Annotated in this window: 10 protein-coding genes; 5 read left to right on the forward strand and 5 right to left on the reverse strand. The window is 43.8% G+C overall.

Annotated features, from left to right (window positions below):
- Positions 1 to 218: 218 nt before the first annotated feature.
- The 3 genes from FGG79_RS14060 to FGG79_RS14075 all read right to left on the reverse strand — a co-directional run bounded on the left by FGG79_RS14060 (position 219) and on the right by FGG79_RS14075 (position 4,243).
- The gene (locus FGG79_RS14060) at positions 219 to 413 is read right to left on the reverse strand and encodes an exonuclease/endonuclease/phosphatase family protein (RefSeq protein WP_171050934.1); all 195 of its coding nucleotides are present in this window, start codon (positions 411 to 413) and stop codon (positions 219 to 221) included.
- A 514-nt stretch (positions 414 to 927) separates the two neighbouring features.
- Positions 928 to 2,844 (reverse strand): heavy metal translocating P-type ATPase, encoded by a 1,917-nt coding sequence (locus tag FGG79_RS14070; RefSeq protein ID WP_138779379.1) that lies wholly within the window; start codon positions 2,842 to 2,844, stop codon positions 928 to 930.
- A 214-nt stretch (positions 2,845 to 3,058) separates the two neighbouring features.
- Positions 3,059 to 4,243, reverse strand: coding sequence for an MFS transporter (locus FGG79_RS14075; RefSeq protein ID WP_138779381.1), 1,185 nt, complete (start codon positions 4,241 to 4,243; stop codon positions 3,059 to 3,061).
- Between the two features lie 129 nt (positions 4,244 to 4,372).
- Here FGG79_RS14075 and FGG79_RS14080 point away from each other — a divergent pair, with 129 nt between their 5' ends.
- Positions 4,373 to 4,756: an OsmC family protein gene (locus FGG79_RS14080; protein WP_138779383.1), complete on the forward strand. Its 384-nt coding sequence runs from the start codon at positions 4,373 to 4,375 to the stop codon at positions 4,754 to 4,756.
- Between the two features lie 265 nt (positions 4,757 to 5,021).
- Here the strand turns inward: FGG79_RS14080 and FGG79_RS14085 are convergent, their stop codons facing one another.
- On the reverse strand, positions 5,022 to 5,435 hold the full coding sequence (locus FGG79_RS14085; RefSeq protein WP_138779385.1) for a pyridoxamine 5'-phosphate oxidase family protein: 414 nt from the start codon (positions 5,433 to 5,435) through the stop codon (positions 5,022 to 5,024).
- An 87-nt stretch (positions 5,436 to 5,522) separates the two neighbouring features.
- On the opposite strand from FGG79_RS14085, the gene cax reads away from it, so the two are divergent.
- The 4 genes from cax (at position 5,523) to FGG79_RS21845 (ending at position 10,610) form a co-directional block, all read left to right on the forward strand.
- A complete protein-coding gene (cax, locus tag FGG79_RS14090; RefSeq protein WP_138779387.1) occupies positions 5,523 to 6,581 on the forward strand; it encodes a calcium/proton exchanger in 1,059 nt (352 codons plus the stop codon).
- A 130-nt stretch (positions 6,582 to 6,711) separates the two neighbouring features.
- Entirely contained in the window at positions 6,712 to 9,249 is a 2,538-nt protein-coding gene (locus tag FGG79_RS14100) for a transthyretin-like family protein (RefSeq protein ID WP_171050935.1), read from the forward strand.
- A gap of 231 nt (positions 9,250 to 9,480) precedes the next feature.
- Positions 9,481 to 10,332, forward strand: a complete 852-nt coding sequence (locus FGG79_RS14105; RefSeq protein ID WP_138779393.1) for a YfkD famly protein — start codon at positions 9,481 to 9,483, stop codon at positions 10,330 to 10,332.
- 104 nt (positions 10,333 to 10,436) lie between these two features.
- On the forward strand, positions 10,437 to 10,610 hold the full coding sequence (locus FGG79_RS21845; protein ID WP_171050936.1) for a hypothetical protein: 174 nt from the start codon (positions 10,437 to 10,439) through the stop codon (positions 10,608 to 10,610).
- 427 nt (positions 10,611 to 11,037) lie between these two features.
- On the opposite strand, the gene yfkAB is transcribed toward FGG79_RS21845, so the two are convergent.
- The gene (gene yfkAB / locus FGG79_RS14110) at positions 11,038 to 12,165 is read right to left on the reverse strand and encodes a radical SAM/CxCxxxxC motif protein YfkAB (RefSeq protein ID WP_138779395.1); all 1,128 of its coding nucleotides are present in this window, start codon (positions 12,163 to 12,165) and stop codon (positions 11,038 to 11,040) included.
- Between the last annotated feature and the right edge of the window lie 20 nt (positions 12,166 to 12,185).

A 12,185-nucleotide genomic window follows, 5' to 3' on the forward strand; every position in this document is an offset into this window, starting at 1 on the left:
GGGGATTTGGGTATCGCCGATAAAATGGGGTATCGCGGATAAAATAGGGATATCGCCGATAAATGTGGGATATCGCCGATAAAATTAAAAATATCGCCGTTATATCCAGAATATCGCCGTTAAATCAAAGATTTCGCCGATATAATTAGGGCAGCCTTCCATGATGGAAGGCTGCCCAGTAAAAAAAAGCAACCAATCGAGGCTCGGTTGCTATTTCCCTACTTCAAAACGACTTCTACGCCGAAATGATCCGAGATAACAGGCTTATTCGCAGAATTAAAGATGGCTTTGGAGGATCCCACCGCTACTTTTTCACTGTGAAGTACAAGATCGATCCACAAATCGACTTTATTCTCCACCCAACCTGCAATCTTTCCTTCAACCGTGATGCCCCTGTCACGGTCAATCTCCACATCGAAAGTATCCACAAGTCCTTTTGAAAGAAGATAATCGTATTCCTCTCCATGTACAAGGGCATTATTATTGACTTGAACCTGTTAGGATCGTGTATGTTCCACCAAGTTCTGTGTAATTGATTGGGACCGTTAACATAGGATGCAGACCGAATGGTAATAATAGACGGCCCAATACGCCCAATACGAATGGCGCAATGATTGGTGCTGAGTTACTAGAGGAAAGAGGGACGGACCTTGGGGAATAAGAAGAGGCTATGGAGATTGTAAATTCGCTAGGTAGATTCGAAGGAAAGGGAGTCTGTGGATAACTGAGTGTGGATGTCAGTATCTGATGGTGATTGTGGATAAATAAAGAGGTGGAGTTGATTTTGAAAAGAATGGTTTTGGGAATCACACATGCACGGGTGATGACCCAGGGGTTTATCGATGGATGGCATTTGTTATTTCAGAATCGCAACTAGAGCGATTCACAAAGAAGCACCCAATCCTCAAGATTGGGTGCTTCATAACATTATTTCAACAAACGCAGGCCATTTAATATAACTAATATCGTACTTCCTTCATGACCGATGACCCCATAAGGGAGATCAAGGATTTGTAGAAAATTCGATGCGATCAAAAGCATGATGACGGCGATGGAGAAAACTACATTCTGCTGGACGATCCGCTTCATTTTTTTCGATAACTTGATGGCTTCTGCAATACGGGTTAAGTCATTTTTCATTAGCACCACATCGGCTGTCTCCAAGGCTACATCGGTTCCCTCACCCATGGCGATTCCGACGTTTGCCGTCGCTAGTGCAGGGGCATCATTGATTCCGTCACCGACCATTCCGACCGTACCGAATTGACGTTTCAATTTTTTCAGTTCGTCTACTTTCGTTTCTGGCAGACACTCGGCGATGAAGGAAGAAACCTTTGCTTCTTCAGCAATCGCCCGGGCTGTTTTTTCATTATCGCCCGTTAGCATGATCGTTTGAACGCCTTCATGTTCCAAAAGCTTCAGAGCCTTGATGGTTTCTTTACGAACCACGTCTTTCAGAGCAATTAATGCAACGATTTCCTGTTCTTTAGCTACAAAGACAGTCGTCTTTCCTTCAGAGGCAATCCTTTCGTAGGCTCCGTCCATGAATTGTTCTGCCAACCGTTTATCCACAAAATCTGCCTTCCCGATTTTCCATTCGGTTTTATCCACAAGGGCTTTTACTCCCCATCCGGAAACATCCTCCAGGGAATCAGGCTGAAACAAGTTGATATCTGCTACGCGGCGGACATGACCGACGATTGCTTGGGCGAGTGGATGATTGGACTGGCTTTCAATAGAAGCAACCACACGTAACACATCTTGTTCATTCAGATCTTCTGTAATCAAGATATCCGTCACAACAGGTTTCCCTTTCGTCAACGTCCCTGTTTTATCGAAGGCAATCGCTTTGATGTTGCTTAGGTTTTCTAAATGGGCCCCGCCTTTAAACAGGATGCCGTGACGGGCACCATTTGAAATGGCAGATAAACTCGCCGGCATGATTGCAGCCACCAGTGCACAAGGCGATGCGACTACTAGAAGGACCATCGCCCGGTAGAATGTTTCTGTCCAGCTCCATCCGAGGACGAAGTGTGGGAGGAACATCATCAGGAAGACGACGGCGAGGACGACTTTTACATACGTTCCTTCAAACCGTTCAATGAACTGCTGGGAGGGAGATTTTTCACTTTGTGCCGATTGAACAAGATCAATGATTTTTTGGAAGAGGGTTTCGCTGCTTGGTTTCGTCATTTCAATTGTGATGGCCCCGTTGATATTGACCGTACCAGCGAATACTTCATCCCGTTGTTCCTTTGTAACGGGAACGGCTTCACCGGAGATCGCTGCTTCATCGATAGAGGTTGTTCCTCTCACTACAACACCATCTGTAGGTACGCGTTCACCAGGTTTAATTAAAATATGGTCTCCGATTTCTAAACTCGTAACATTGACTTTCTTTTCACCGGATTCGGTCAAAAGCCAAGCTTCCTCTGGCTGCAGCTGCATGAGGGCAGATATTTCTTTCTGGCTTTTGTTCATGGTATAAGTTTCAAGTGCGCCACTGACTGCAAAGATGAAGATGAGGATCGCACCTTCTGTCCAGTAGCCAATGATGGCGGATCCGACAGCGGCAAAGATCATCAGCATTTCTACATTCAATTCTTTGTTTTCAATGGTTTCTTCAATTCCTTCTTTTGCCTTGGCGAAACCACCGATGGTAAAGGCGAGAAGGTAAAAGAGGATGCTTAAGGTGGAGTCGTTGGTGGACGTCAGCCAACCCAATAAAATAAACACACCGCTGACCAGTGCGGCAATCAATTCTGCATGAGGTTTCATTTTTTCAAGGAAGTGTATTTTTTCTTTTGGTGTACTCATGGACAAGGCTTTCGATTGTGAACTCATAGCGTATTCCTCCTTTAAGGTAAATGAAAATCTGAGATTCTCATTGAGAATAATAATCAACGTCAATACCCCTATAAAACGACGAAAGCTGCCACCAGTGAAAGGTGACAGCAAAACTGCACGTGCTCTTAGTTGATGCTATATAAAGTGATTAATTTATAATTATTATAATCTAATCCTATCACAAGTATATGAGAATGGGAAGCATTTTGTGCTAGTTATTCTGTGATATTTCTCCCCTTCGATTTTGGAGGGAAAAGACGAGCAGGCTGATAAAAATGATGAACATCATAAACGCGATAAGATAGAAGAAACTTGAACCTTTGAGCCAGTCGATGGTGATCCCTCCAACAAATGGACCTATCATACTACCGAAGCTGAAGAAAACACCGCACATGATGTTCCCGGCAGGTAGTAATTCTTTTGGCAACAGGTCGGTCATATAACTGATCCCAAGGGAAAAAGTCGACCCAACCGCCATCCCGGCCATTGTAAAACAGATAAATAAACCGATGGTGGATTCGGATACGATTCCAGCAGCGGAAAAGCAAAGGAAACCGATCATCATGACGATGAGGAGGACATTTTGTCTTCCGTATTTGTCACTCAGAATTCCAAGTGGAACCTGAGAGATGATGCTGCCTACCGCAAATGCAGGAAGCAGGATCGCCACGGCTTCTATGGATAGTCCGTTTCGAAGGGCGAAAACGGGGAAGTTTCCATTTAATGAAGCTTCCAAGAATCCATACCCTAATGGGGGAAGCAGAGCGACCCAGGCATATTTGAATACTTTCCCGAAGCGGTGGAATGATCCCAAGAACGTGGCATTGCCCATATTCTCTTGCTCGGGGAATTCATTTTGTAAGGTAAAGACGAATCCCCAAACCAAGAGGCTTAATAAGGAAGAAATAATAAACGGGAGTGCTTGGTGGATCGAAATGAGCTGTGTCATCATTGGTCCGACGGCAAACCCGATGCCGAATGAAACCCCGTAGATGGATATGTTCCGTCCTCGATGCTTCTCCGGTGAAAACGATGTGATCCATGTTTGGGTGGCGAAGTGCAGCATTTGATCACCGATTCCGATGCAAAGACGGAGAATGAACCAAAACCAGAAGGATTTCCATACAGGGAATAATAAGAGAGACGCGGCGACGATGATTCCACCGATGATGATCATCGGTTTGTAGCCGATTTTCTGCAGGGGTCTTTCCATTAAAGGAGAGGCAAGCAGGATTCCGATATAAAGAGCGGTTGCGTTTAATCCGTTAAGTGATGAGGAAAGGCCGTCTTGTTCGAATATGATGGCGATAAGCGGAAGGAGCATGCCTTGTGAGAAACCGGATATGGCCACGATTCCGACCAGCACCTTGAAACGGAAGGATAGTGTTTGATTCATATATGAAAACTCCTAATCATTGTGAATATCTTCTTTGATGGTACTCTCAATTTCAATGTTTGGCAATACGATGCCAATAGAGTAAAATCAAAACAACTACCAACATAATAAGGAAGGAATGATACATTCATGCAATATAAAATGCAAGATGGAGGATTTTACACAGATTTAGGGTTTGGGAAACTGGAGGTATCGGGTAACGAAGAGTATGGCTTTCGCCCATTCCAATTATTGGTTTCATCCGTAGCCGTGTGCAGTGGAGGTGTTCTCCGCAAAGTCCTGGAGAAAATGCGCATCCAGTTTGACGACATACATATCAAAGCTGACGTCACACGCAACGAAACAGAAGCCAACCGCGTCGAAGCAATCTCCCTCCACTTCACGATCAGAGGGACGGACCTTGACGAAGCAAAAGTCGAAAAAGCCATGAAGCTAACACGCAAAAACTGCTCCATGGTCCAATCCGTACAGGACAGCATCAAAATCGAAGAAACGTTTGAATTGGTGCAATAGAGAGGATGTAACGGGAGGGACGGACCTTCATGGAAGCTGTTGCGTGAAATGAGTTTTTTGGTTGTTTTATAAGGGACGGTGAGGTCCGTCCCTTATAATAGCATCCAAAACCTCATTCCGGAGGGGTTTATTCAGTGAAAAAGAGGGACGGACCTCCACTGAATAGTACGCCTTTACAGTCAAGGAACTTATCCATCCGAAGGTCCGTCCCTCAAAAAGAACCTGTAATCATCCCTTCAATGCCATCTAGAGGTCCGTCCCTCCGTTAGAGTTCTTGGGGTTCGGCACCAGGTTTTTCGTAGTAGAGGATGGTTTTGGGTGTGAGTTTGAGGAGCATGTATTCCGGGTCATCCGAGCTTGTAATCCAGTGTTTGAGTTTTTCGTTCCAGAATTTTTCTTTCAACTCTTTTGATTGTTCAATGGAAGCTTCTGCTTCGATCTCTACATAGTGTTCATGATCGGAGTCACGATCATAGCCAAGCAGGATATGAACATGAGGGTTCTGTGAAATATTTTCCGCTTTGTGGGCATGTTCGTTTGTTGCAGTATAAAGAATAAGATCGTCATGGTCGAACATCATAAACCGTGAATACGGTTTGTTGTCACGGATAGTGGCAAGGGTCCCGATTTTATGATGGGAAAACAGTTCTACTATTTTTTCTTTTAAAGTTTGTGGCATGGATATTCCTCCTCATAGGGTTCTATCTATAATGTGTCTAAATCGACTTGTTTTAACCAAATTTCTTATAAAGGATGGATCATAAAAGTGAATAAAGTATTTACTCTGCTCGTTCTGGCAGGTGTTCCGGTTTCGGTGATCGGCTCACTGCTTCATTGGCCAAGTGTTATCATGTTTGTCATCTACTGTGTCACGATTATTGCTTTGGCTGCCTTTATGGGACGGTCAACGGAAAGTTTAGCCGTTGTGTCGGGTCCTCGGATTGGTGGATTATTGAATGCCACTTTCGGAAATGCTGTTGAATTGATCATTTCCATATTTGCATTAAAGGCTGGTTTGATTGGGGTTGTTTTGGCCTCCCTGACAGGCTCTGTACTTGGTAATCTACTTCTTGTTGCTGGATTGTCCTTTTTTGTCGGTGGTGTCAAGTACAAACGTCAGAAATTTAACGTGTATGATGCCCGTCATAATTCAGGACTGCTCATGTTCGCTGTCATTGTAGCTTTTGTCATCCCGGAAGTGTTTTCAATGGAGATGAATGAAACGAAAACGATGAACCTTTCCATCGGTATTTCGGTGATCTTGATCGCCCTTTATCTATTTGCTCTATTCTTCAAGCTTGTTACTCACAGAGGTGTTTATCAGAGTGAGCATGGGGAAGGGGCTCATGGTCATGACGAGGAGCCCGAATGGAGTAAAAGGAAGGCGTTACTTATCCTTGCTGCGTCGACTGTTGCTGTTGCCTATGTATCAGAGCGTCTTGTCCATACCTTTGAAGAGGTAGGAGATGCCTTCGGGTGGAGTGAACTATTCATCGGGGTAATCATTGTAGCTATCGTAGGAAATGCAGCCGAGCATGCTTCAGCTGTGATTATGGCATATAAGAATAAGATGGATATCGCGGTTGAAATTGCCGTCGGGTCCACTCTGCAGGTAGCTATGTTCGTGGCGCCTGTTCTTGTACTGATTTCCTTATTCTTTGAAAAAAGTATGTCACTGGTGTTTACGTTGCCGGAACTGGTCTCCATGGTATCAGCGGTCCTTGTCACAATTATCATATCTAATGATGGAGAAACGAACTGGTTTGAAGGGTTGACTCTTATGGCTGCGTATTTGATCATGGGAATCGGATTTTATTTATTATAAATACTAGCGTCTTAAGCTCTGACAGAGTGTCTGTCGGGCTTTTTCTTTTTGTTCATGAAATTTGTGAGAACAGCCTACTCAATCTTGAATAAGATAACAGGAGAGTTTTTGTATAAAGGAATGAGTATAGGTGAGAAAAAAGAAAAAAATGTCTCCCGGTAAAATCATTGACTGTAAACTTGAGTTACCCCCAAGAGGGTGCTCGGGGATTTTTCCCTTTGAAGGCTGTACCAATCCAACCATACAATTAGATGATATTAAAATAATCAGCTGTGAAGGAGTGATCAGTGGAAGAGTGCTTTGTGATTATCAACCGCTTAAAGGCGTGACGGTCACCTTGACTTCCTCTTTCCCTGGACTGATCTTTGAAGATTCCACACCTGTCACCGACAGCACTGGCAGGTTCTCAACAAGGGTCTCAGTGGCTCCGGGTACTCCGATTACACCTAATGTCATCGTTACAGCAACGGCAGTCGTCATTGGCAAAACGATTAGAGATTCCATATCATTGAGAGTCGATTGCATCAAATGTAAGAACCCTGTACTTTCTTTGGACCCCATCCCTTGTCCGGTCGATTGTAAGGGAACTGGGTTAAGGGGTAGGCTTACCTGTGATGGGAGGGCGATTGGAAGTGCAGCAATTACCTTCATCATTGCATCGGCTTCCCAAAAAGTAGTCATTACTCCCAATCCAGCTATTACAATGAGTGACGGAACGTATACGGCAACCCTGGTTCCATTTCCTGATATAGATGAAACCATCACTATCACAGCCACAACGAAGATAGGTGGTCTACAGGTTTCCTCTGTTACGAGAGAAGTGACTGTGCGTTGCGTTAAATGTAAAGATCCAACCATTCTGTTAAACAAGTTGAAAAAAATTGATTGTCGAGCCATCGTATCCGGTAAAGTTACTTGTCAAGGGATTCCACAGCCTAATGTCCCTGTTACCTTAACCGTTTCACACGTCCTGACATTTCATCCATCGAATCCTGTCACAGATGAGAATGGATCGTTCTCTTCTGTTGTTACGGTGAAGAAGGGAACGCCTTTTCAAATGGCCACTTATACGGCAACAGCGGTTCTCGATGGTAAAACAATCCGCGCAACGAATACAGTCAAAGCAGGATGTAAAAAGTGCAGGAAGCCTACTTTGACCCTTGACGTTCCTTGTGAAACTGTCACATGTAAAGGAACAAAGTTAACTGGGGAATTAACATGTGACGGTGTCCCTATTCGAAATAAGAACATTTCGTTTATCGTTACAGCATCCTCACCAGATGTGGTGGAAGTGCAGCCGAATCCTGCCATCACAGATGAAAACGGCAGGTATGTTACCATGCTGAGCGTAAGTCTGGGGGTTGTAGAGACGATTTCGGTTAAAGCAACGGCCACCATTGATGGAGAACAGGTTGTGGCATTTGCTAAAGTAACCATTGATTGTCAGTGTGAAAACCCTAAGTTCCATTTCAAAAAGATAAAAAAACTTGATTGTAAGGGGATTGTTTCAGGAAGCCTATCATGTGAAGGATTTCCTTTGGCAAATGAGCAAATCTCGTTTTCAAGTCCTGTCATATCGTTTAAACCTTCCGTGGTTAAAACGGATGAAAATGGCGGCTTCTCGAGCCATGCCTTTGTTCCGCCGAATACCCCGTTCAGAGAGGTTCCATATACCGTAACAGCCACGATTAATGGGCAGACCATATCAGATGTAGTGTTCGTTTATGCAGGCTGTCTGTCATGTAAGAAGCCAGAACTGACAATTTGTGTACCGGACTGTATTGAATGCGAAGGGGCGAAGGCGACAGGGAAATTCACCTGTAACGGAAGGCCTGTCAGAAACGCAAGTATCATGTTAACCGTTTCACCTGACATAGTGACCATTAAGCCTAACGAGATAAGAACCAATGAACAGGGTGAATATGAAGCCATGATCATTCCCAATTCGGATGTGTCAGAAGAGGTTTCGGTTCAGGCAACGGCCGTCATTGGAGAAAGGAACATTACCTCCGAGAGAAAATTCGTCAAGATTCACTGCACATGCCAACATCCTGAGATTAAGCTGGATAGAATCGACGAAATCGACTGCTATGGGTCGGTGGGCGGGATTGTCTGTTGTGACGGAGAGGCGTTACAACATATAGAGGTAACGTTGAACAGTCCCGTTCTCGATTTTAAAGCAAGAATGGTGACCACGGATGAAGAGGGCAGGTTTTCAAGTGAAGTCACAGTACCCGTCGAAAGTGAATTTAAGGAAATCCCGTATACAGCAACTGCCAATTTCGAAGGGAAGCCAATTTCAGCTAAAGCATATATATGTGCAGGTTGTTTGCCATGTGAGAAACCAGAACTTTCTCTATGGGCACCGCTGCTAGTGGAATGCCGGGGCGGGAGTATCAGAGGTGAAGTCATCTGTGACGACGTTCCAATTGAAGGTATGGAAGTCCATTTTGAAGTGATGGAAAGGCATCTGAAGAAGATCATCGCACCAAATCCAGTTGTCACAGATGGTGAAGGTAAGTATTCGGCACGCATCATACCAAAACTTGGAATGGACGAAAGTATCACCTTAAGGGCCAGCATTCTTTGGGAAGGCAAAAGGATTGTCACGCAACCATTTTGTGTCATGGTAAATTGTACGTGTCCATCAACTGATGGTCACGATTAAAAAAACAGAGGAATCCATTGGTGGATTCCTCTGTTTTTGTGGGGATGTAGGAATGATAGAAAACGTCAGTATGCTTTGTAGGAGAAGCCTGCCATTTTCTTTTCGTTTTTAGTATAAATTAAAATTAGAATTTTGTAAATATTCTTTCAAATAAAGTTTTTGGGATAAGCTAAGCCTTCTAGGAAAAACTAACGGCAAACCCTTAAGGTAAGTTTGAAAGGAGTCAATGATATGAAAATCATGCGCACTGCTCTTATGATTATTCTCGCGTTTTTCGTTTCTACAACAGGTATCCATGCAGAAAATAATCCTAAAAAAGCAAATGACAAAGCACCAAAGACAACGGAAAAAGCTCCGCAAGTAAATGAAGATGCGAGAGTGAAAGTCCCTAACTCCGTGTTGAATATCGCCAAGGAAAATACGTACCCAAATTCTACACAGGATCAACCGTATCTACAACCAAGCGAGTGGTCACAGGAATTAATTGAAACCTCCAATGTGAGAATCGAAAACCCGAATCTGATTCGTATGTTAAATGAGTCCACCATGAATAAAGCACCAACGATTGGTCTAAGGGCGACCCTCTATCTGGGGGAATGGCCCCTAAATTATGCTTCGACCGAAACTTCCCCTAATTGGGAATATCAGAAGGTCAACACAAACTACTTCGACAACCGTGGAGGTAAGTCCAACTATCAAATCCACTACGTTCAAGAAGCACAAAAAGTAATAAAAGGCGGACTGACGGCAAAGGTTCCCCATGCAGATGACGTGGAAAAAATGATGCTCATCAAAGCCATGGATAAATCTAAGCTTCCACTCGCATTTCAAACAATTGTAGGTGCAGGGACGAAGAAGGATCAGGTGTACAATATCTCACCTAAACGACTTGGTTACCTATATGCCTTTGCACCAGCGATTAACGAAAAAGGAAAAGTCACCTACGGCGAAGTGTTCCTCGTTATGAAAGGGACAAAGCGCTCCATCGTTGTGAAAAACGTAACCTCACAAGGAGTAGGTGCCTGGATTCCAGTTCAGGATCACGTCCATTTCGGGTTCATGGCAAGCGAAGCACCAAGATAAATGTTTAAAGAGGAGTGAAATCGGGTAAAAACCTATTTCACTCTTTTAATATTTCATTTAATATGTTATAATTATTAGAATATTCAGAATTGAGGAGGGGTAAAATGGAATATCTTCTTATCTTTGGTGGGCTGCTGGTAGCATTCATCACACTAAGAGTATGGTTCGGAGCAAGAAGGGCAAAAATCTATGCAGAAATCAAAAAACAAAAATATAACGTCATGGATCCAGCATTAGAAAAAATCGCTCAAAACAACGACCGAACACCAATCGGATAGAAGCACACCGGATAAATATCCGATGTGCTTCTTTTTTTGGTTTATTTTTGAGGGACGGACCTAGTTTTTACTTAGTGAAATAGCGTAATCTAGGCGTTTTTGGACTAGTTTGGAGGGACGGACCTCCCGTTTGCAGATGACGAAGAGTCTGGTGTTTTCTGAATCACTGAAAATAATGGCGATGCTTGTGTGTTCACAATTTGGCGCAATAATTGTTAGAAGTGGCCCAATTAACGATTAAAGTGGCCCGATAAACGCTAGAAGTGGCCCAATAAAGTCGGAAAGTGGCCCAAATAACGATTAAGGTGTGCCAAACAAATGCCGAAAACGCCTCACCAACCCTAAATTACATCGCATTTCGGTATAACCCCAGGCATTCAGCAAATAAAAACCCAAATCCACAAAAGATTTGAGTTTCATTCATGATTTATCGGGAAATTTTTGCTTCACGCTTTGAAAAATCCACATCTTTATAGTACATCGATTTCACCAGTACATTAGGTCCGAGGCAGCGGGCGATCGGACAGTGACAGTTTAATTCACTGGCAAGAGGCTGTTCTTTCCACTTATCAAAAATATCCGGTAGCGTGTCCGTCGTAATATTTCCAAGGGGTGGGGTGTCTCCAAAGTCGGTCACGATCACATCTCCTGTGAAGATGTTCACGTTTAGGCGGGAACGGCCGTCTGGATCATTTCTAACGCTGACATTTTTTGCAGAATAAAGCTCTGTCAGGAAATCCAGGTCTTCTTGTGAAGAACTGCACGGATAAAATGGTAATGTCCCGAATAGCATCCAAACACTTTCGTCACGGTATGATAAAATATCCCGGATCGCTTCACGGGTTTCTTCCAATGAAAGAGTTTCAAGGCTCGAAGCGAAATCCGACGGGTACATAGGATGAATTTCGTGACGGCCACATTTCATCTCATCGACAACCTGACGGTGAATTTTCTCCAAGTAAGGCAAGGTGTTTTTGTTCAACATGGTTTCAGCTGATACCAGGACGCCTTGTTCGGATAGAGCGCGACTGTTTTCAATCATGCGGTCAAACAGCTTCTTGCGCTGCTCTCTCGTTGGCTTTCTTTCCATATTGGCAAACCCGACATCGATGAATTCATCGATCGTTCCCCAGTTATGAGAGATGTGCAGAACATCCAAATACGGTGCGATCAGTAAATAACGATCGAGACCGAGAGTGAGATTCGAATTGATTTGGGTATGTACGCCCCTAGAATGTGCATACTTCAGTAAAGGCAGGACATAATTTTCAACGGATTTCTTTGACATCATTGGCTCTCCTCCGGTAATACTAAGGGAGCGAAGAGTAGTAATATCGTCGAGCTTCTGAAGAATCAACTCAATGGGGAGAGCGCTTGGATCCTTCGGTGATAGTGTGTAACCGACGGCACAATGCTCGCATCTCATGTTACAGAGCGTGGTAGTGGTGAACTCTATATTCGAAAGCGTGATGTCACCATGCTCATCCACATCTAAATACGCCTCCCAAGGATCATGATCAATTGACATTTTCTTGGTGAGAGGTTCAGTTTTCATTCGTAAAAGCTCCTTTATAA

This window comes from Bacillus sp. BHET2 (genome assembly GCF_005938125.1).
Taxonomy (GTDB): domain Bacteria; phylum Bacillota; class Bacilli; order Bacillales; family Bacillaceae_B; genus Rossellomorea.

Excerpts from the sequence above, each read along its gene's own strand:
- FGG79_RS14080 (WP_138779383.1), top strand. The coding sequence starts at position 4,373 with ATGCAATATAAAATGCAAGATGGAGGATTTTACACAGATTTAGGGTTT.
- FGG79_RS14070 (WP_138779379.1), bottom strand. The coding sequence starts at position 2,844 with ATGAGTTCACAATCGAAAGCCTTGTCCATGAGTACACCAAAAGAAAAA.
- FGG79_RS14105 (WP_138779393.1), top strand. The coding sequence starts at position 9,481 with ATGAAAATCATGCGCACTGCTCTTATGATTATTCTCGCGTTTTTCGTT.
- FGG79_RS14075 (WP_138779381.1), bottom strand. The coding sequence starts at position 4,243 with ATGAATCAAACACTATCCTTCCGTTTCAAGGTGCTGGTCGGAATCGTG.
- yfkAB (WP_138779395.1), bottom strand. The coding sequence starts at position 12,165 with ATGAAAACTGAACCTCTCACCAAGAAAATGTCAATTGATCATGATCCT.
- FGG79_RS14085 (WP_138779385.1), bottom strand. The coding sequence starts at position 5,435 with ATGCCACAAACTTTAAAAGAAAAAATAGTAGAACTGTTTTCCCATCAT.
- FGG79_RS21845 (WP_171050936.1), top strand. The coding sequence starts at position 10,437 with ATGGAATATCTTCTTATCTTTGGTGGGCTGCTGGTAGCATTCATCACA.